The 19,677-nt window shown below is 63.6% G+C and carries 18 protein-coding genes; 7 read left to right on the forward strand and 11 right to left on the reverse strand.

Translation table 11 applies throughout. The annotated features are described in order from the left end of the window. Positions 1-239: 239 nt before the first annotated feature. Positions 240-1,151, reverse strand: coding sequence for a M23 family metallopeptidase (locus QZ648_RS10970; protein ID WP_291997234.1), 912 nt, complete (start codon positions 1,149-1,151; stop codon positions 240-242). A 687-nt stretch (positions 1,152-1,838) separates the two neighbouring features. On the opposite strand from QZ648_RS10970, the gene QZ648_RS10975 reads away from it, so the two are divergent. Then, positions 1,839-3,149 carry a GNAT family N-acetyltransferase gene (locus tag QZ648_RS10975; protein WP_291997040.1) on the forward strand — a complete coding sequence of 437 codons (1,311 nt, stop codon included), beginning with the start codon at positions 1,839-1,841 and terminating at the stop codon, positions 3,147-3,149. A gap of 99 nt (positions 3,150-3,248) precedes the next feature. Here the strand turns inward: QZ648_RS10975 and QZ648_RS10980 are convergent, their stop codons facing one another. After that, positions 3,249-4,403 (reverse strand): AraC family transcriptional regulator, encoded by a 1,155-nt coding sequence (locus tag QZ648_RS10980; protein ID WP_291997041.1) that lies wholly within the window; start codon positions 4,401-4,403, stop codon positions 3,249-3,251. A 168-nt stretch (positions 4,404-4,571) separates the two neighbouring features. On the opposite strand from QZ648_RS10980, the gene icmF reads away from it, so the two are divergent. Beyond that, positions 4,572-7,841, forward strand: coding sequence for a fused isobutyryl-CoA mutase/GTPase IcmF (gene icmF / locus QZ648_RS10985; RefSeq protein ID WP_291997042.1), 3,270 nt, complete (start codon positions 4,572-4,574; stop codon positions 7,839-7,841). Between the two features lie 153 nt (positions 7,842-7,994). Beyond that, the gene (locus tag QZ648_RS10990) at positions 7,995-9,296 is read left to right on the forward strand and encodes an acetyl-CoA hydrolase/transferase C-terminal domain-containing protein (protein ID WP_291997043.1); all 1,302 of its coding nucleotides are present in this window, start codon (positions 7,995-7,997) and stop codon (positions 9,294-9,296) included. A gap of 432 nt (positions 9,297-9,728) precedes the next feature. On the opposite strand, the gene QZ648_RS10995 is transcribed toward QZ648_RS10990, so the two are convergent. Continuing rightward, positions 9,729-10,223 (reverse strand): OmpA family protein, encoded by a 495-nt coding sequence (locus tag QZ648_RS10995; RefSeq protein ID WP_169066781.1) that lies wholly within the window; start codon positions 10,221-10,223, stop codon positions 9,729-9,731. 206 nt (positions 10,224-10,429) lie between these two features. On the opposite strand from QZ648_RS10995, the gene QZ648_RS11000 reads away from it, so the two are divergent. Both QZ648_RS11000 and QZ648_RS11005 read left to right on the forward strand, forming a co-directional pair. Beyond that, positions 10,430-10,879 carry a hypothetical protein gene (locus QZ648_RS11000; RefSeq protein ID WP_291997044.1) on the forward strand — a complete coding sequence of 150 codons (450 nt, stop codon included), beginning with the start codon at positions 10,430-10,432 and terminating at the stop codon, positions 10,877-10,879. Further along, positions 10,876-11,859 (forward strand): CapA family protein, encoded by a 984-nt coding sequence (locus QZ648_RS11005; RefSeq protein WP_169066779.1) that lies wholly within the window; start codon positions 10,876-10,878, stop codon positions 11,857-11,859. Before QZ648_RS11000 ends, QZ648_RS11005 begins: the two co-directional genes overlap by 4 nt. Positions 11,860-11,919: 60 nt before the next feature. On the opposite strand, the gene QZ648_RS11010 is transcribed toward QZ648_RS11005, so the two are convergent. The 6 genes from QZ648_RS11010 to QZ648_RS11035 all read right to left on the reverse strand — a co-directional run bounded on the left by QZ648_RS11010 (position 11,920) and on the right by QZ648_RS11035 (position 15,882). Continuing rightward, positions 11,920-12,774 carry a pseudouridine synthase gene (locus QZ648_RS11010; protein ID WP_291997045.1) on the reverse strand — a complete coding sequence of 285 codons (855 nt, stop codon included), beginning with the start codon at positions 12,772-12,774 and terminating at the stop codon, positions 11,920-11,922. Between the two features lie 6 nt (positions 12,775-12,780). Further along, positions 12,781-13,188, reverse strand: coding sequence for a YchJ family metal-binding protein (locus tag QZ648_RS11015; RefSeq protein WP_291997046.1), 408 nt, complete (start codon positions 13,186-13,188; stop codon positions 12,781-12,783). Between the two features lie 102 nt (positions 13,189-13,290). After that, on the reverse strand, positions 13,291-14,724 hold the full coding sequence (locus QZ648_RS11020) for a DEAD/DEAH box helicase (RefSeq protein WP_248595393.1): 1,434 nt from the start codon (positions 14,722-14,724) through the stop codon (positions 13,291-13,293). A gap of 264 nt (positions 14,725-14,988) precedes the next feature. Then, on the reverse strand, positions 14,989-15,222 hold the full coding sequence (locus QZ648_RS11025) for a hypothetical protein (protein WP_169066776.1): 234 nt from the start codon (positions 15,220-15,222) through the stop codon (positions 14,989-14,991). A 25-nt stretch (positions 15,223-15,247) separates the two neighbouring features. Then, positions 15,248-15,568, reverse strand: coding sequence for an addiction module antidote protein (locus QZ648_RS11030; RefSeq protein WP_169066775.1), 321 nt, complete (start codon positions 15,566-15,568; stop codon positions 15,248-15,250). Further along, on the reverse strand, positions 15,565-15,882 hold the full coding sequence (locus QZ648_RS11035; protein ID WP_291997047.1) for a type II toxin-antitoxin system RelE/ParE family toxin: 318 nt from the start codon (positions 15,880-15,882) through the stop codon (positions 15,565-15,567). The genes QZ648_RS11030 and QZ648_RS11035 overlap by 4 nt, the downstream gene beginning before the upstream one ends. Before the next feature lie 29 nt (positions 15,883-15,911). Between QZ648_RS11035 and QZ648_RS11040 the strand changes: the two genes are divergently transcribed. After that, positions 15,912-17,087, forward strand: coding sequence for a hypothetical protein (locus tag QZ648_RS11040; protein ID WP_291997048.1), 1,176 nt, complete (start codon positions 15,912-15,914; stop codon positions 17,085-17,087). 225 nt (positions 17,088-17,312) lie between these two features. Then, a complete protein-coding gene (locus QZ648_RS11045) occupies positions 17,313-18,653 on the forward strand; it encodes a TRAFs-binding domain-containing protein (protein WP_291997049.1) in 1,341 nt (446 codons plus the stop codon). 21 nt (positions 18,654-18,674) lie between these two features. Here the strand turns inward: QZ648_RS11045 and QZ648_RS11050 are convergent, their stop codons facing one another. Continuing rightward, the gene (locus tag QZ648_RS11050) at positions 18,675-19,130 is read right to left on the reverse strand and encodes a YaiI/YqxD family protein (RefSeq protein WP_169066772.1); all 456 of its coding nucleotides are present in this window, start codon (positions 19,128-19,130) and stop codon (positions 18,675-18,677) included. Between the two features lie 108 nt (positions 19,131-19,238). Next, positions 19,239-19,655 carry a hypothetical protein gene (locus QZ648_RS11055; protein WP_169066771.1) on the reverse strand — a complete coding sequence of 139 codons (417 nt, stop codon included), beginning with the start codon at positions 19,653-19,655 and terminating at the stop codon, positions 19,239-19,241. Between the last annotated feature and the right edge of the window lie 22 nt (positions 19,656-19,677).

Here is a 19,677-nt window from a genome sequence, read left to right on the forward strand (position 1 = left end):
CGGACCTCAGCCCCGTCGAGCGCCGAGCCAAGAGCCGTCGCGAAACGAAGCCCTGGATTGCTGCACGGTGCGACGAACTTCCGGCCTTGATGCGGGCGAGAAGTTCCTCGGCGGATTCTAGTGTAGTGCTGTCTTCTTGACGAGCCTTTCGGCAATCCTGTACGTGGCTCAAAATCCTCGCCGTAGCTGCCGTAGCCCTGGCTGCTGCCAGCAAGTGACAAGGCCATCAAACGCAGTTGTCATTTGGGGGGACGCACCTTGGGGCCCGGAACGGTGATCGGCACCCGACCCGGGGAAGCGTACTGCGCTGCGGCGAACATGCCAAAACCTGGCGCGAATACCGCAGCGGGCCTGCCGACATAGAAGTTGAAGGGTAGCGAGTACGTTGTCAAGCGATCGCCCGCCCGCAGCACCGTCTGGACGGCGAAATGCAGGTGCGGCCCGGACGAGTAGCCAGTCGAGCCCGACAAGCCGATTTGCATGCCGGCTTTAACTCGCTGCCCCGGGAAAACATTCACCCCGCCGTGCGCCAGGTGCGCGTAGAGGGCGATGGTTCCATCGCTGTGCTGTATGCGCACTGCGTTGGCCCTGCTCATCAGGTCCGGGTGTCGGCCACCATAGCTCTCCCTGGCTTCGGTGTAGACCACGATGCCGTCGCGGGCGGCGACCACGGGCGTGCGCTCGGGCATGCCGATATCGACGGCGTATTCGCTGTCCGGCGTGCCGTGGGTGCTCAGCGGGCCTCCGGGTGCCTGGCCAATATGGAAGGCCAGTCCGTCGGCGTAGGGCAGGCGATAGATGGCGGCGGCACTTTGTCGCGCATGGTAGTCGCCAAGCATCCATGATGTCTGGGTGCGAAAGCTGTAGCTGGCGCCCGTCGCCGCCGACCGGATACGTGCCAGGGAGATGCTTCCGCTAGCCGGGGGAATGACCGCGTAAAGAGGGAAGGGGCGGTCCGGGGCGGCGTTACGCGAGTTGGCGAGGGAAATCCTGACCGAGACCGCTGCCGCGCCACGATTGTGCGCGACGATGCTGTGACTGTTCCCCTCCTTTCTCGTTTCGAGGCTAAAAGGATAGTTCTGCTGCTCGGCGGCCATCAGCCTCAGGCTGCAGAACACGGCCACGAACATGAGCACGGCTTGCTTCGACACGATCAACACGACATTCCCGGAAATTTTCGGCGAAGCTGATGATAGCGCAGGGAGCCGCATGCACTTCTCGCTCACGACTCCGCTCAGCCTTCCGCTGACGGCGCTTCAATTGCGATTGACCACGCTTAAATCGGCCAATTATACTTTCGCGACGGGTCGGCCAATGCCTCTGGCGAGCCAGAGCGCGCTCATCTGGCCAACGATGGTAGCAGAAGGATCAACAACTTGAGGGTCTTTCAGCGCCAGGAAGGCTGGGGCATGCATGCCGCACTTGCTGATGGCCAGCCGCCCCGATCCGCAGCCGGGTGCGCCGGTGACGGTGATCTCGTCGAGCGACGCCAGGCTTGAACACGCCAAAGCGCTCGCACCAGCAGCGGCTGCAGCCGCTGATCGATCGTTTTTTTGCTTTCGAGGAACGCAAGGCCGCGATGGCTTGCCTCAAGAGCGGTGCCCACTTTTGAAAAGTCTGCATTCGCTACTGACGTGGCGAGAGCGCTTGTCGGCCGGCGATGGCCCGCGTAGTAGAAGGCAAACGGGCGGCGTAGGGGGGCGTCGCTTTTGATAAGATGCACGGTGGCAGTGTTGTCAGCGCCGTGCCGTGACATTGTCGATGGAATGGCAAGCCTAATTTCATCAGTATCCGGGCTGCGGGCGCTTCCGACCGTCGTGGTTGAACAGGGGGTGGAGATGTTCAGAAGACTAGTCGTGCCGGTACGGAAACTGCTGCAGCGGACCTTGAGAAAGCTGTTCAACATCCTCCCTCAGAAGAGGCGTTTTGCTGTCTATCGTAACTTCGTCGAGTGCAATCCAGCACCCGATGAGCGGCTGGTCTTGAAGATCGCCGATACTAAAGAGGAACTGGAAGCCTGCTTTACACTGCTGCACGATGCCTATGTCGGCAGTGGTTTCATGACCCCGGATCCTTCCGGAATGCGCGTCACGATCTATCATGCCCTGCCGACGACGACTACCTTGTGCGCAAAGTACGATGGGCAAGTGGTTGGCACCTTGTCCTTGATTCGCGAGAGCGTGCTCGGTTTTCCGCTGCAACGGATTTTCGATCTGACCGCGGTACGTGAGAAGAAGGGGAATATCGCCGAGGTTTCGGCACTGGCGGTGCACCGGAAATTTCGCCGCACGGGCGGCAGTATCCTGTTTCCGCTGATGAAGTTCATGTACGACTATTGTCACACGTTTTTCGACACCCGGCACATCGTCATCGCGGTCAACCCCCGTCATATCGAGATGTACGAATCGCTGCTGTTCTTCCAGCGCCTGACCCAGAACGTTGTCGAGAATTATGATTTCGTCAATGGCGCGCCAGCCGTTGGTGCGACGCTGGACCTGCGCGCTGCCGACGCCATCTTCGCGAAGCATTACGGGTCGAAACCACCGAAGCGAAATCTGCATGCCTTCTTCTTTCGGCTCAAACTAGCCAATATCCAGCTGCCGCAGCGCCGTTTCTACACCACCAACGACCCGGTCTTGACCCCGGAATTGCTCGACTACTTTTTCAACGTGCGGACGAACGTCTTCGCTGAACTGAGCGATCGAAAGAAATGCCTGATGCATACGATCTACGATCTGCCTGCCTATCAGGCGGTGCTGCCGGCGGTCGAGGATAGCGGGCAGGACGAGAGCGGGCGGCGGCGGCATCGGCGCTTTTCGGTGCGCTGCCCGGCGAAGTTCGTGATCGCCTCGGCAGAGGGTGTGGCGAGCAAGATCAGCCTGGAAATCATCCAGCTGTCGCGCTACGGCTTCCTGGCACACGCCCTGGTCTCGGTTCCCATCGGTGTCTGGGGTGAAATCACGATTCAGCTCGGACCGGCTGAAACCTCACAGGTCAAGGTCGCGGCCTCGCGGGTGTCGGAGGGCGGGGTCTACGGCTTCCGTCTCGGCGAACCGGATTTGATCTGGCGCAAGTTCGTCAATGCGCTGTACAGCGGCAGCACCCATGCGGACCTTGAAAACGCGACGCGCTTTATGACCGAACGTTGAGGCGGCACCGTTCCAATCCGGCTCCCACTATCGGAACTTCCGCTTGTCATGTGCCCGAGCGCTGCGGCTGGTGCTCTGGGAACCGATCTGGCGGTTGAACTATTTCGCGGCGCCGTCTGGCGGCGCAGGCGGCGCCGCGGCGCCCTGGCGGCGTTTGCTCGGCTCGTGCTTACCTGCACCTGCCGCTGCGTGCAGCCGCCGTCGATAGTGCCCGGGCGCCATGCCGGTCCAGCGCACGAAGGCGCGGTAGAAGGCGGTGGTGTCGGCGAAGCCCAGTTCGGCGGCGATCTGGGCCAGTGCCTGTCTGGTCTTGGCCAGACGGTTGATGGCCAGGTCTCGGCGCAAGGCGTCTTTGCTTGCCTGAAAGCTGGATCCCTCGTCTTCCAGCCGGCGATGCAGGGTGCGTGGCGACAAATGCAACTGGTGCGCGATGGCAGCCAGCGACGGCGAAGCGGGCAGGGCATCGCGCAAGGCGTTACGAACGCGCAGCACCATTTCGCGGTCGCGGCGGTAGAGCGTTGTCAGCTTGCCCGGCGCGCCGTCGAGGAAGGTCTGCAAGCTGGCTTCGTCGCGGCGGATCGGCCAGTCGAGCAGGTTGGCAGCAAAACTGGCGGTGAGTGCCGGGGCGTCGAAAGTCGAGTCGGCCGTGAAGATCAGGGCGTAGTCGTCGGCGTGTCGTGGGCGGGGGTAGGGGAAGGCCACCGAATCGAGCACGATGGCGCGCCCGATCAGCCACGACAGCAGGCCGTGCAGCAGGCGCAACAGCCATTCGAAAGCGAACACGCGCCCGATCAGCAAGGGGCGAGTCTCGGCGATGCACAGGCGGGCCTGCTCGTGGGTGGTTTCGAGGCGGACGCCGAGATCGGGCAGGACCAGGCGCAGAAAGCGGATGCTGCGTTCGATGGCCTCGGAGAGGGTGGGCGCGGTGATCGTGCTGCGACAGAGGTATTCGAAGGCGCCGCAGCGCATCGGTTGCGAGAAAAGCCCGAAGCCTTCGTCGTCGAGTTGCGCGTTGATCAGGTTGTAGAGCGCGGCATAGCGGTCCACAGGAATGCGCGCGCTCGGGTCGTCGAGCAGGGCCGGGGCGATGTTGGCGTGTTCGAGCAGGGGCGCGGTGGGGCCGCCGGCATGTTGCAGACCGGCGAGCATTCCCCTGACGAAGGCGATGGCCACCGTCGCGCGACCGGTGGCGGACCCGCGGGGCGCGGCGGGGCTTGTCGGCAGGTGTTTGGCAGTCTTCTCAGGGTCGCGCATGGTCGTCTTGCAAGGCCGTGAATTGATAGCATATTTCAAGTTGGCGAAATTTACACTGTTCAAGGCGTGTCGGGTAATGGCTTTATCGTGCTCAAGTTTCTACCATGGACATTCCCGTGAAATTCCCGATCACCGAGACTTCTTCAATTTTCGTGGAGCACAAAGCTGATGACCGACCTTTCGATTGCCAAGAAGCTTCTACCGTACAAACCCAAGCACAAACTGCGCTTTGTGACTGCGGCTTCGCTGTTTGACGGCCACGACGCGTCAATCAACATCATGCGCCGGATTTTGCAGGGAACCGGGGCCGAGGTCATCCATCTCGGCCACAACCGTTCGGTGCAGGAAATTGTGAATGCGGCCTTGCAGGAGGATGTGCAGGGAATCGCCATCACCTCGTACCAGGGCGGCCACGTCGAATTCTTCAAGTACATGATCGACCTGCTGAAAGCGGGCGGCGGCGAGAAGATCAAGGTCTTCGGTGGCGGCGGCGGCGTCATCGTGCCCAGCGAAATCGCCGAGCTGCATGCCTACGGCGTGGCGCGGGTCTATTCGCCGGAAGACGGTCAGTCGATGGGCCTGCAGGGAATGATCAATGATGTCGCGGAAAGCTCCGACTTCGATCTCTCGGCATTGGCGCCACAGGATCCCGAACTGGTGCTGGCGACGCTCAAGGCTGGCGATCGCCGCCATTTGGCGCAGGTGATTACGGCCCTGGAGAACGGTGTCTATCCGGAAGCGCTACGCAAGAAGCTCGTCGACGCGGCCGCCGGGCTGAAAGTCCCGACCCTGGGCATCACCGGCACCGGCGGCGCCGGCAAGTCGTCGCTGACCGACGAGCTGGTGCGCCGTTTCCGGCTCGACCAGAGCGAGCGCCTCAAGCTGGCAATCATTTCCATCGACCCCTCGCGCAAGCGGACCGGTGGTGCCCTGCTCGGTGACCGCATCCGGATGAACGCCATCGAGCATGCGAACATCTACATGCGCTCACTGGCGACGCGTGACACAGGCTGCGAGCTGTCCGCCGCCCTGCCCGAAGTGCTCGCCGCCTGCAAGCTGTCCGGCTTCGACCTGGTGATCGTCGAAACCTCGGGGATCGGGCAGGGCAACGCGGCCATCGTGCCGCTGGTCGATGCCTCGTTGTATGTGATGACGCCCGAGTTCGGCGCCGCGTCGCAGCTAGAGAAGATCGACATGCTCGATTTCGCCGATTTCGTGGCTATCAACAAATTCGACCGCAAGGGTGCCGATGACGCCTTGCGCGACGTGCGCAAGCAGTTTCAGCGCAACCACGAGGCCTTCGGTCAGCGTACCGCGGAAATGCCGGTCTTCGGCACCATGGCTGCGCGCTTCAACGACGACGGCGTCACCGCGCTTTATCAGGCCATGCTGCCGCGTCTGCTTGAGCTCGGCCTGCCGCTCAAGAAAGGCAAGCTGCCGCTGGTTTCCGTTCGCCAATCGTCGAACCGGCGCGCGATTGTGCCGGCGCAGCGCGTGCGTTACCTGGCCGAGATTGCCGATAGCGTACGTGCTTACCACGCACATACCGCCGAGCAGGCCGAAGTGGCCCGCGAGCGGCAGTCGCTGCGCACCGCCAAGAACCTCTTCCAGGCCTGCGGCAAGCCGGCCGGCAGCGACTTTGACGAGCTGATCGAATGGAAGGAGGGGCAGCTCGACGCGCGCGCCCGCAAGCTTCTCGACATGTGGCCGAAAACCCTTGAGCTGTACGCCCAGGACGAGTACGTCGTCAAAATCCGCGACAAGGAGAAACGTACTCGCCTGACCAGTACCTCGCTCTCCGGGTCGCGCATCCGCAAGGTGTCGCTGCCGACCTACAAGGACGACGGTGAAGTGCTGCGTTTCCTGATGCGCGAGAATGTGCCCGGCTCCTTCCCGTTCACCGCCGGCGTCTTCGCCTTCAAGCGCGAGAACGAGGATCCGACGCGCATGTTCGCCGGCGAAGGCGACGCTTTCCGTACCAATCGCCGCTTCAAGCGCGTCTCCGAGGGCATGCCGGCGAAGCGCCTATCGACCGCTTTCGACTCGGTCACCCTCTACGGCTGCGACCCCGACGCCCGGCCGGACATCTACGGCAAGGTCGGCAACTCCGGCGTATCGATTGCCACGCTCGACGACATGAAAGTCCTCTTCGACGGTTTCGAGCTCTGCGCGCCGACGACTTCGGTATCGCTGACCATCAATGGCCCGGCGCCGATCATTCTGTCGATGTTCTTCAACGCCGCGATCGACCAGCAGATTGCCAAGTTCGACAGCGAGAACGGTCGCCAGCCGACCGAAGACGAGATCGACAAAATCCGCGAGTGGGTGCTCGCCAACCTGCGTGGCACCGTCCAGGCCGACATTCTCAAGGAAGATCAGGGACAGAATACCTGCATCTTCTCGACCGAATTCGCGCTCAAGATGATGGGCGACATCCAGGAGTTCTTCGTCCATCACAACATCCGCAATTTCTACTCGGTGTCCATTTCCGGGTATCACATTGCCGAAGCGGGCGCCAACCCGATTTCGCAGCTGGCTTTCACCCTGGCCAACGGCTTCACCTATGCCGAGGCCTATTTGGCGCGCGGCATGCATATCGACGACTTCGCGCCGAACCTGTCGTTCTTCTTCAGCAACGGCATGGACCCCGAGTATTCGGTGATTGGTCGCGTTGCCCGGCGCATCTGGGCGGTGGCGATGAAGAACAAGTACGGCGGCAGTGAGCGCAGCCAGAAGCTCAAGTACCACATCCAGACCTCGGGGCGTTCGCTGCACGCGCAGGAAATGTCCTTCAACGACATCCGCACGACGCTGCAGGCGCTGATCGCCATTTACGACAACTGCAACTCGCTGCACACCAACGCCTACGACGAAGCGATCACCACGCCGACCGAGGAATCCGTTCGCCGCGCCATGGCCATCCAGTTGGTGATCAACCGCGAGTGGGGTCTGGCCATGAACGAAAACCCCAACCAGGGCTCGTTCATCATCGACGAGCTGACCGATCTGGTCGAAGAAGCGGTGCTCAAGGAGTTCGAAGCCATCGCTTCGCGCGGCGGCGTTCTCGGGGCCATGGAAACCGGCTATCAGCGTGGCAAGATCCAGGAAGAGTCGCTACATTACGAGCACAAGAAGCACGACGGCTCCTTCCCGATCGTCGGCGTCAATACCTTTCGCAATCCGAAGGGCGACGCCCAGATCGAGATTGAGCTGGCGCGCTCGACGGAAGCAGAAAAGCAGTCGCAGCTCACGCGCCTGCAAGCCTTCCAGGAGCGCAACGCCGACGCCTCCGGCGCGATGCTGGAACGTCTGCAGCAGACGGTCATCGAAGACGGCAACGTTTTCGCGGTGCTGATCGACGCTGTGCGCGTTTGCTCGCTGGGGCAGATTACGCATGCGCTTTACGACGTCGGCGGTCAGTATCGTCGTAGCATGTAGCTTGCAGGCCGGGTTTTGCCGGGACGCGCCTTGCCCGCGCGCCCGGTGTGTGTCTTTTGCATGCGTGGCACGGCGCCAGAAAAAAGAGCGTAGTCGGGAGGCAGCCACTCCCGGGATACGGTTTGTTGGCCAATAGCAAGGAGGGGATGGAGCATGTCGGACATTTACCAAAGGATCTACCAGAGCAAGAAAATGACGGCAGCAGAGGCCATGGGTCTGGTCGACAATGGCGATTTTATCAGCGTGCCAACCGGTGTTGGCGAACCGCCGACCCTGCTGAGCGCGCTTTCCGACCAACGCGAGCGCTTTCACGGGGTGACCGTGGCGCAGATTTTGCCGCTGCGCAAATACGCCTATTTCGACCCCGAGACGGTTGAAAACGTCCGCCATCTCGCTTTCTTCTATGGTGGTGCGAGTCGTCCCGGCGGACTGGAAGGATGGATCGATTATCTGCCAAGTTATTTCTCCGAGATGCCGTCGCTGATCAAGAACCGGCAGATTCGCGTCGACGTGGTGTTCACCATGGCCTCGCCCATGGATGAGCACGGCTACTTCTCGATCAGCCTGGCTGCCGACTACACCATGGCGGCGATCAGTCGCGCGCGGGTGGTGATCCTCGAGGTTAATCCGAACGTGCCGTTCACCAACGGCAATTGTCACGTGCATGTCTCGCAGATTGCCGCCCTCGTCGAGAACGAGGACCCGGTACTCGAGGTCGGCCTGCCGAAGATCGGCAAAGTGCAGGAGGCGATCGGCGAGTACGTCACCGACATCATCGAGGACGGGTCGACGCTGCAAATCGGTTATGGCGCCATTCCTGACGCCGTGGTCATGCAACTGGTTAACAAGCACGATCTCGGAATCCACACCGAGATGATCGGTGACGGCATCCTCAAGCTGCTCGAATGCGGTGCGGTCACTAACCGCAAGAAAACCTATCTGCCGGGAAAAATGGTCGCCACCTTTGCGCTCGGTTCGCAGCCGCTCTATCGCTTCATGCATCGCAACCCGACGCTCGAAATGCATCCGGTCGATTACACCAACGATCCCTTCCTGGCGGCGCGCAACGACAAGCTGGTGAGCATCAACGCGACGCTGCAGGTTGATCTGATCGGCCAGTGCTGTTCGGAGAGTTTCGGTCCGCAGTCCTACTCGGGTACCGGTGGACAGGTCGACTTCGTGCGTGCGGCCAACCGCTCACGCGATGGCAAGTCCTTCATTGTCCTGCCGGCAACGGCCAAGGGCGACACCATTTCGCGAATCGTGCCGACGCTGACCACTGGCGCGCACGTCACCACCAGCAAGAACGATGTCAACTACGTGGTCACCGAATATGGGCTTGCGCAGTTGCGTGGCAAGAGCGCCAAGCAAAGGGCGCAGGCGCTGATCAGTATTGCGCACCCTGATTTTCGTGGCGAACTTAGCGCAGCGGCACACAAGTTGAAGTTGCTTTAACGGTCATTGCAGAGCGGGTAGCCACCCCGTATCATGAAACATATTGAGGCGCGGTCTGCTCGCCGACCAAAGTTAGAGGCACCAGGGGTGGTGCTTGACAGAGGCATCAGAGTGGGTCCGCGCGGCTCTTTTCCTGGCATCGCGACGTCATTGTCGGCGATGCTTTTTTGCGTCCGAAGATGGCGTTGTTTCACATTAATGTGAAAGTCGCGCAAGCGACTCACGAAACTCCCTTCTCCCCCTGCGGGAGAAGGGCCGGGGGGGCGGGGAATTCGGGGAGCATGCTCCCCGCTCGGCGAACGATTCCGGCGTGAAAGCCGGAATGCGCACTGCAAGTGGAGGGGCAGCCGTCCAGTCACGGCTGCCGCGGTTTCGTGATCGCCTGTGCTGGTCGCCAATCTGGCGACGGCCGCGGTGCTGCGCAGTGCGAACTCAGCGCCTTTCGTACACCAGTTCGACTTTGCGCATGGTCTGACGACAGGCCTCGCTGTCGCAGGCCTCCTTGTTGCTCTGCTCGCTGCCGAGCGGCAGGCGCCGCAGTTGGTTCTTGGCCACGCCGAGCGAGCGCAGCTTGTCGTTCACCGCTTCGATGCGCTTGTCCGCAACCGCCAGATTGTAGGCGGCGCTGCCGAGATTGTCGGTATGGCCGACCAGGGTCACGATCAGCTGCGAATCATTTTTCAGGTGCAGGGCATTCTCGCGCAGAACGACGACGCCTTCGTGGCCGATCCGCGCCTCGCCAAAGCCGAAATAGACGGTTCTCTTCTCGGGTTCGTCGGCGAAAGGCGTGTTAGGGACTGCGGGTGTTACCGGCACTGGTTCGCGAACCGTGACCGGCTCGCTCACGGGTTGGTCGATGGTGGTGCAGGCGCTGAGAAGTATGGCGCCGGCAAGGCAGATGAGGCGAAGACGAAGGTAAGGAGGCATTTTTGATGCACCTGCAGGTCGAGACACGGCCCTTAATGCGGGAGACGGCGCCCGATTCGGGAGATGACTCCCCAGGCGCGAGACTTCTAGTTTAGCAATGATTCTCCCTGGATGGTTGTGCTGGCGAGCGTTCAATTCATCTATATATCTTGACGGGCTTCCGGCGGCTCCCGATACTCCGCCCTTCGCAACCACTGTCTGCTCGCATGCCTGCCCCTCGTCTCTGTCTCTTTCTTCTTGGCCTGTTCAGCTCGCAGCTGCTGGCCGTTCCGGCGCGAGCAGCAGACCTTGAAAGCGTCGCTTGCCACGTCAGCTACGGCGGCGAAACCCGGATTTTGCAGGCGCGGCCCGTTGTTTCGCCCTACGGCGTCGCGGTCGAGAAAGTGGGTTCGTATTTTCTCTTCCGCGTCGTTTTTCAGAAGGAGCCTGCCGATCTGGCGGCGATCAAGGTCTATGTGCTGGCCGCCAAGGACAGCGGCCCGACGCCGATCCATCAGGCGACGCACGCTTATCCACCGCTGCTGGTGGAAGCTGCGCCGTGGGGATTCACCGGACTCAATCACGTCTATGAGCCGCTCAGGGACGGCGAATTGAGCTACTGGTGCGAGTGGTCGGGCGAGCTGCGGGACTCGCGCTCCGCGGGGCAGCAACAATGAGCAGGGGAAGCCGTGTTCTTGCATTGCTGGCGCTCGCTTTCGGCCTGGCGCTGGCGGCTCCGGCTGGCGCCGAGAGCGTGCGCCTGGTCTTCGTCGGCGACGTCATGCTCGACGACGGGCCAGGCCGTCTGATCAGCCGTGGTGGCGATCCACTGGCGGCGTTTGCGGCGCAGTTGCAGGACGCCGACTACACCATCGGCAACCTCGAATGTCCGATTGCCACGCAGGGTCAAGCCCTGGACAGCAAGATCTACAGCTTTCGCGCCGATCCGCGCGTGGCGCCCCTGCTCAAGGGCCGCTTCGACGCGCTGGCGGTCGCCAACAATCACTCCGGTGACTACGGGCAGCAGGCCTTTCTGGAAACGCTCGGCCATCTTTCCGGCCAGGGAATCGCCGCCCTTGGTGGCGGCCACAATCTCGAAGAAGCGCACCGACCACTGTGGATCGCGCGTGGCGGTTTGCGCATTGCGGTACTGGCCTACAACGAATTCAAGCCGCGTTCCTTCGAAGCCGGGGCTGACTGGCCTGGCATCGCCTGGAGCGAGGACAGCCAGGTCGTCGCCGACATCCGGGCCGCGCGGGCGGCCGGTGCCGACCTGGTGATTCCGTTCATGCACTGGGGCTGGGAGCGAGAAGAGCAGCCGAGCGAGCGGCAGCGGCAGTTGGCGCGGACGATGATCGATGCGGGCGCCGATGTCGTCGTCGGTGGCCACCCGCATGTCACGCAGGGCGCCGAGTATTACCGCGGCAAGCTGATCGTCTATAGCCTGGGCAATTTTGTCTTCGACGGTTTCGACAATGCCGCCACGCGTACCGGTTGGCTGCTGCGCCTGACCCTGGACAAGAGTGGACTGCTCGCCTGGGAGACCCTGGCCGCGCACATGGACGAGGACGGCAGCCCGCAGCCGAGAGCTGGCGTCGCGACCCCCTGCGGTCGCGCCGGGGACAGCGTTGTCGGCGAGTGCGTCAATAAACCCTGAAGCGTATTCGGATTCCGGCGCCGCTCCCGCGCGTTGTTTTTCTGCGCGCGGCCAGCGTGCTCAGTCCGGATCGCCGGGGGCAGTGATCGTCGCGCTGCCGTCATCGCCATCGCTTTCCTCCAGCCCCGGGGCAGCGCCGTCCGGCAGCCACTGCGGCGGTACGGCGCTGGTCCACTCCAGACGTGCCAGCAGGCGGTGGAAATCGTTCGCCAGCGGTGCCCGCAGCGTCAATTCCGCGCCGGTCAGCGGGTGCGCCAGACGCAGCTCGGTACAGGCCAGCAGCAGCCGGTGGCAAGCGAAGAGGGTCTGAAACAGGCGGTTGTGGCGCCCCTTGCCGTGCGTCGCGTCGCCAATGATCGGGTGTGCGATGTGCTTGAGATGCCGACGCAGCTGATGCCGACGCCCGCTCAGTGGTTCGAGTTCAAGCAGGGCGTAGCGACTCGAGGGATAGCGGTCGACGCGGTGCGGCAATTCGATGGTGGCCAGCCTCCGGTAGCGGGTGCAGGCGTCCTGCGTCGGCGAGTTCAGTTCAGCGGTGGCAGCGGCGGCGGCGCGAGCGCCTTCCGTGTCGAAGTGGCGACGCAAGGGGTGGTCGATTTCGCCCGCTAGCGGGGGATGGCCGCGGACCACCGCCAGGTAGTTCTTGCCGACCTGGCGCTGTTCGAAGCTCGTGCTCAGCGCCCGCCCGACGGCGCTGCTCAGCGCGAAGAGCAGGACACCGGAGGTTCCCTTGTCGAGGCGGTGCACCGCGTAGACGCGCTGGCCGAGCTGATCGCGCAGCATCTGCAACGCAAAGCGTCGCTCGCTGCGGTCAATGAGGCTGCGGTGGACCAGCAGTCCCGCCGGCTTGTGGATGGCGACCAGGTGCTGGTCTTGATAAATGATGGGCAGCACGGCGCTACCGGCGTCAATCATTGGGGCTCACTTGCTGCTCGTCGCCGCAGGGAACTCGCCATCGACGTAGTACCAGCGACCGGCTTGCTGCACGAAGTGGCTGACTTCGTGCAGCCGCTGCGCGCGGCCGCCTACCCGGTAGCGGGCAACGAATTCGACGATCGCCGTTTCCGGTCCGGTCGTCACGTGGCGGCGCACTTGCAGGCCCAGCCACTGCGGCGCCAGGGCGCCATCAGGGTCGATTTGCGTCGGCCGGGTGGAGGGGTGCCAGGTGGAGAGAAGGTAGGCTTCGATGGCCAGTACGTAGGCGCTGTAGCGCGAGCGCATCAGCGCTGCCGCATCCGGCGCTGCGGCGCCATCGTGCAGGGGGCCGCAGCATTCGGCGTAGGGACGCTCGCTGCCACAGGGGCAAGCGCTCTTCGCAGTCTGTTTCATTGCCGACTCCTGAGCGGAGCTTGCGATGGATCAAGGCGGGCCGGGAGTGGCATGGCTGGCACGGTCGGCACGGGCGTCGGTCCAGGCCGCCGCCCATCGCCCTCAGCTGCCGCGCCGCGCCGGGCCGCGAAACAGCGCTGCCGTGGCGGCGCCGCCATCCGCGCGCGGACGTTGCGGTGCGCGCGGTGGGTTGTGCGCTGCGCTCGTATTGGCTCGGGCGGGGGACGAAGGCGCTCCCGGCCGCGTTGGTGGCGTTGCCGCCTTGGCCGGTGCCTTGGCCGGCGCGCGCGCGCGTCCGTCGTGGCCAGGGCCCGCACCGCGGCGGTTGCCGTCGTGGCTGCCGCGCGGCGCCGGAGTGGTCACCGCTGGCGCAGGAGTCGTGCCCGGCTCGAAGCCTTCGACGACCTGTTTCTCGATACGCCGGGTGAGCAGCTTCTCGATTGCCGCCAGCAGCGGCCGCTCTTCGGCACAAACCAGCGACAGCGCTTCGCCGGAGCTGCCGGCGCGGCCAGTGCGGCCGATACGGTGCACGTAATCTTCGGGAACGTTGGGCAGTTCGAAGTTCACCACGTGCGGCAGCTCTTCGATGTCCAGGCCGCGCGCGGCGATGTCGGTGGCCACCAGGACGCGCACCGTGCCGTTCTTGAAACCGGCCAGGGCGCGCGTGCGCGCCGGCTGGCTCTTGTTGCCGTGGATCGCGGTAGCCTCGATACCGGCCTTGCACAGGTATTCGGAGAGGCGGTTGGCGCCGCTCTTCATGCGCGTGAACACCAGCACCTGCTGCCAGTCGCCCGACGACACCAGATGCACCAGCAGATCGCGCTTGCACCAGCTATCGACCGGGTGCACGCGCTGCGCGACGAGTTCGGACTCGGCGTTGCGGCGTGCAACTTCGACCATCGCCGGGTTGTGCAGCAGGCCGTCGGCGAGCTTGCGGATTTCTTCCGAGAAGGTCGCCGAGAAAAGCAGGTTCTGGCGTTTCGCCGGCAGCAGCGCGAGAACGCGGCGGATGTCGCGGATGAAACCCATGTCCAGCATGCGGTCGGCTTCGTCGAGTACCAGGATTTCGACATTCGACAGCTCGACGGTCTTCTGCTGCAGGTGATCGAGCAGGCGTCCGGGTGTCGCCACCAGGATGTCTACGCCGCGGCGCAAGGCGTCGATCTGCGGGTTGATGTTCACGCCGCCATAGATCAGCGTCGTCTTGAGCGACATGTACTTGCCGTAAGTGCGCACGCTCTCTTCGATCTGCGCGGCGAGTTCGCGGGTCGGGGTCAGGATCAGCGCCCGCACGCGCTGGCGTGGCTGCGCAGTGGCGCCAGCGCGTGCGGGCATGGTGGCCAGGCGTTGCAGTAGCGGCAGCGTGAAACCGGCGGTCTTGCCGGTGCCGGTTTGCGCACCGGCGAGGACGTCGCGTCCTTCGAGAATCAATGGAATGGCCTGCGCCTGTACGGGCGTCGGCTCGGTGTAGCCTTGTTCGGCGACAACACGGGTGAGCTCGGCCGACAGGCCGAGCGCGGAAAACGATTGGGTCAAGGTGAATCTCCGGTGAACGACCTGCTGCGGCATGATGCCAACAGAGCCGGTTCAGGCGCTTGGAACTAGGGGGATGGGTGTGCTGCGGGGCGATCGGCAAGTGCCGACGGCGGATCAACCGCGAGAGAACGAGCTGCCGACCGGATGAAACGCGGCTCAGTTCTGGGCGGCACTATACACGCTTTGGCGCAGGGTGACGAAAAAAAGCGCGTGCGTCGGCGAAGTCGGCCTCCGCCAGCACGCCAACGAACACCGTTTCGCCAATTACATTGGCAAATCCTTCGGAAAGCCGATCAGCTCGTCGTGGTCGAGTTTGTCAATCGCCTCCGGCCCCAGCTCGCGGCTATTCCACGCGTAATTGAGCTTGGCGTATATCGCCGGCAGCAGTTGTGGCAACAGCTCGTCGACCGCCTCCGGATCCGACTCCAGTTCGCCGATCGCTTCTTCGAGTGCTTCCATGGCGTCGGTGAGAGTGGTGAGAACCCATTCTGCGTCCATTTTCTGCTCCTTCAAATCTGGCCTCTTAAACCACCGATCGCGGCCCGACATCGGGCTGAACGGCAAGCCGCATACCCATCGCCTTGAGAATGGCGGTGAGGCTGCGCAACTCGGGATTGCCTTGTGGCGAGAGGGTGCGGTACAGCGTCGTCGCGTTCAGCGCGGTTTGATCGGCCAATCCGGTCACGCCACCAAAAGCCGCTGCCATGTAGCGCAGGGCAGTCAGCAGTTCGGCCTGGTCGCCGTCTGCCAGTACCGCGTTGAGGTACTCGGCCGCAAAAACCGGGTCGTTGCGAAAACTCTCGATGGTCGCGTCCTCATGCGCTCTTGATTTGCCGCTCATCATGTCCTCCGTTCCCAGTCCTGCCTGTAAGCTGCCGCCCGTTCGATATCTGAACGCTGGCTGCGCTTGTCGCCGCCGCAGAGCAGCAACACCAGGGTCTCGCCCGCCTGCGCGTAGTACACGCGGTAACCGGGCCCGGTATCGATACGCAGTTCCCACACCCCGTCACGGCAGAACTTGTGGTCTCCGAAGTTGCCGACTTTCATCCGTTCAAGTCGCCGCAGGATTGCCACCCGCGCCCGCATGTCCCGCACGGCGTCCATCCAGTCTTGCACCGGATCATGGCCGTCTGCGGTGAGGTAGTGGGCGATCTCCATGAGGCGTATTTTCGCTTGTAAGCGAATGTTTGTCCAGCAAGCACGACGAAAAAGTCGACAACTTCGCGCATCGCATCGCCGGATTGCACGAGCCGCTGGCCAGCGAATTTCGTCGGGCGGTGACGAACTGGCTGGCGATCGCGCGTCGGCAGCGCGAGGAAGTCAGGCGTTGCCGCGATCGCGAACCGACTCCGCAGGTCTTTCGTGCCGGCGATCCGGTGCGCCGCGAGCAGGAGGCTTTTGTTGCCCGCCTCGGAGTTTTCGGCGAGCTCGAACGTCAGGTGATGTTGAGCACCGGCTGCCCGGGAATCGTCCTCTACGGCCGGCGTCGTACCGGCAAGTCGACGGTGCTGCTCAACCTGGGGGGCTTTTTGCCGGCCACGGTGTTGCCGGTCTGCCTGTCAATGCAGGACCCCAAGGCCTTTGCTTCGCTTGCGTCGTTGATCAGCTTGCTGATCACCCGCATTCGCGAGGCGCTGGGCACAGTGGCGCCGCCAGTGCCGATCACCGCCGAAGCGGTCGGCCTGGCCGAACTGTTCGCCTTTCTCGGGGAAGCGAACCGGAGTCTGGAAAAGGACGACCGTCGCCTGCTGATCGGTCTGGACGAATACGAGATGATCGACGACAAGATCGGCCAAGGCGTCTTGCCGCAGGAGCTGCTCGACACGCTGCGCGAGTCGATTCAGTCGCACCGGCAGATCACCTGGAGCCTCGTCGGCAGCCACGAAATCACCGACCTGCAGCATTCGCGTTTCTGGTGCGAGAAAGACCGCCAGCGGCCGCGCTTTGCCAGCGCCTTCTGGGGCGAAGACGGCATCGAACGTATCCATGCCGAAGCCGGCGGCTGGCCGCACCTGGTGCAGCTGATCGCCGAAACGGCGATTGACCTGGTTAACGACAGCGATCGCCGCGAGCTCGATGCCGCACTTCTCGACCAGGCGCTGGCGCAGGCGATCGTCAAGGGGCATAACGTCCTTTATGAGTTGTCGCGGCGCGAGAGCCGGCTGCCGGGTGAATGGGAGTATCTGCGCGGCTTTGCGGGCAGCGAGCGTCAGCCGCCGCCGGCTGACCCCCGCGTGTACGCCTCGCTACGCCGCCGTCTACGCCGCCGTCTGCTGCTCGTCGAGAGCGCGGGGGAATGCGTCCTGCGCGTGCCGCTGATGCGCCGCTGGCTGATCGAGCGAGCCTGGCGGGTTGAGGATTGAGCGCAGACCTCAGGTTTGCTGGCAGCTTTTTCCGGGCAGAGCGATCGCCGCTGCGGCTTCGCGAATCTTCGCGAGTCGCTTGGCCAGGCTGGTGGCTGAGTTCAGAATAGACAAGGAGCGCCGCTGGCGCGACTACCGTGGCGCTGATCCACGTCGCCGGGTGCTTCAGCGGTCAGGCGGCCCGAAGCAAGCTTGCTGATGCGCTTTCTTTCAAGGAGAAGAACGATGCTACCGCTATGTTTCGTACTCATGCCCTTCGGCAAGAAGGCCATTCCCTCCGGGGCCACGGTCGACTTCGACGCCGTTTACCACGACCTGATCGCCCCGGCGATAGAGGCGGCGGGCATGGAGGCGCTGCGGGCCGACCAGGAGGTCAGCGGCGGGGTGATTCACAAACCGATGTACGAGCGGCTGATTCTCTGCGACTTCGCCGTCGCCGACCTCACCGGTGCCAACGCCAATGTCTTCTATGAGCTTGGCTTGCGTCACGGCGTTCGCCCTGCGACCACCGTCCTGCTCTACGCGGGCAGCGAACGCATGCCGTTTGACGTCGCGCCTTTGCGTGCCTTGCCCTACCAGTTGGGCGCGGACGGCAAGCCGACCGATGTCGAGGGCGCACGCCAGGCCTTGTCCAAGCTGCTCGAAACCGCCAGGGCTGCGCGCGGAGACGAGAGTGCCGACAGTCCGGTTTTCCAGTTGCTCGAGGGCTACACCGCGCCGGATATCGCCCGCCTGAAAACCGATGTCTTTCGGGATTGCGCGCACTATGCGGTCGAGGCGCGCAAGCAGCTCGCGGACGCCCGGCGCGCCGGCAAGGACGCACTCAAGAAGGCGGCGGGTGCTCTCGGCGAGGTGCAGGATCTCGAAGCGGGGGTGGTCATCGATCTCTTTCTCTCGTATCGCGCGCTCAGCGACTGGCAGGCGATGGTCGATCTGGCGGCGCGAATGTCGGCACCGCTGGCACGCAGCGTGCTGGTACGCGAGCAACTGGGCTTTGCCCTCAATCGCCTCAAGCGTCGCGACGAAGCCGAGCAGCTGCTGGCCGAATTGATCCAGGAGCGCGGCGCGAGCAGCGAAACCAACGGACTGCTCGGTCGCGTGTACAAGGATCGCTGGGACGAGGCGCGCAACGCGAGTGAGTCGCTCAAAGCCAACGGCTGGTTGCGCAAGGCGATCGACACTTACCTGCAGGGCTTCGAAGCCGACTGGCGCGACGCTTACCCGGGTATCAACGCGGTGACGCTGATGGAGCTGAAGAACCCGCCCGACCCGCGCCGGCTTGAGCTGCTGCCGGTGGTCAGTTATGCGGTCAAGCGACGCCTGGCGCACGGCACTCCGGACTACTGGGACCATGCGACGCTGCTCGAACTGGCCGTCCTGCAAAAGGACGAAGACGCGGCAATGGAGGCTGCCGGCAATGCGCTGGCCGCCGTTCGCGAATCGTGGGAGCCGGAAACGACGGCGCGCAACCTGGCCTTGATCCGCGCCGCGCGGGCGGCGCGCGGCGATGAAGTCGCCTGGGCGGCAGTGATCGAGGACGAACTCGACAAGCGCGCGGCCGGCTGACAGGCGCGGCGGCGCTGACCGTTAGCCCGGCCCGTGCGGCCTGGCGAGAAAGCGATCGAGCTGCGCGGCGAACGCCTGTCGGTCGCTGTGGCTGAAAGCCGCCGGCCCGGAGATGTCCACGCCGCTGCCGCGCAGCTCTTCCATGAAGTTGCGCATTGTCAGTCGTTCGCGGATGTTTTCCGGGGTGTAGAACTCGCCGCGCGGATTCAGGGCGTGTGCCTGGCGTTCGATGACCAGCGCGGCGAGGGGAATGTCGGCGGTGATCACCAGGTCGCCGGGCTGCACGTCCTGGACGATGCGCTGGTCGGCGACGTCGAAACCGGCGGGCACCTGGCGCGCGCGGATGTAAGGCGAGGGTGGTACGCGCAGCATTTGATTGGCGACCAGCGTAGTCATGATGCGCGTCCGCTGCGCGGCGCGAAAGAGGATTTCCTTGATCACGCCGGGGCAGGCGTCGGCGTCAACCCAGATTTGCATTCGTTGCCACTTTCATGAAGTCCGCCATGCTGGCAAAGACAGCGCTGGCCAGCGCTTCGCCATCCCCCTTGCCGTTGCTGCCGCTGTCGCGCGTATCGCGGCTGCAGCCTACTTCTGCCTGGCGAGTGCCGCCATTGCGGCGGCGTGCGTTTTGTCCGCTGCCGCCTTGCGTGCGGCGACATAGGCCTGCAGCGTGTCGTTGATCGACTGACCGGTCTTGCCATAGGTATCGAGTGCTGCCAGCAGTTCGAGCTGGCTGGCCTTGATGTGGGCGGCGTCGCGCAGATGGCCGGCGTAGCGTCGGCAGGCCGCGAAAATGGCCGTCGCGTCGTCACCGCTGCGCTTGCTGATCTGCTCGAGCATAGCCCGCGCCCTGGCTACGGCCGGATCGTCGGCGGCGACTGGTTGATCGAGCGACAGCGAAGTCATCTCCTGGGCGACGCTGTCGCTCGACATCGCGGCGGCACCGCTGCCGGTCATGGCGAGCAGCGAGATCAGGGAAAGCAGGGCGAGAATTTGTTTCATCGAGCGGGATGCTTTCAGGTGA

This window comes from Candidatus Accumulibacter sp. ACC012, from assembly GCF_907163155.1.
In the GTDB taxonomy this organism is placed as follows: domain Bacteria; phylum Pseudomonadota; class Gammaproteobacteria; order Burkholderiales; family Rhodocyclaceae; genus Accumulibacter; species Accumulibacter delftensis.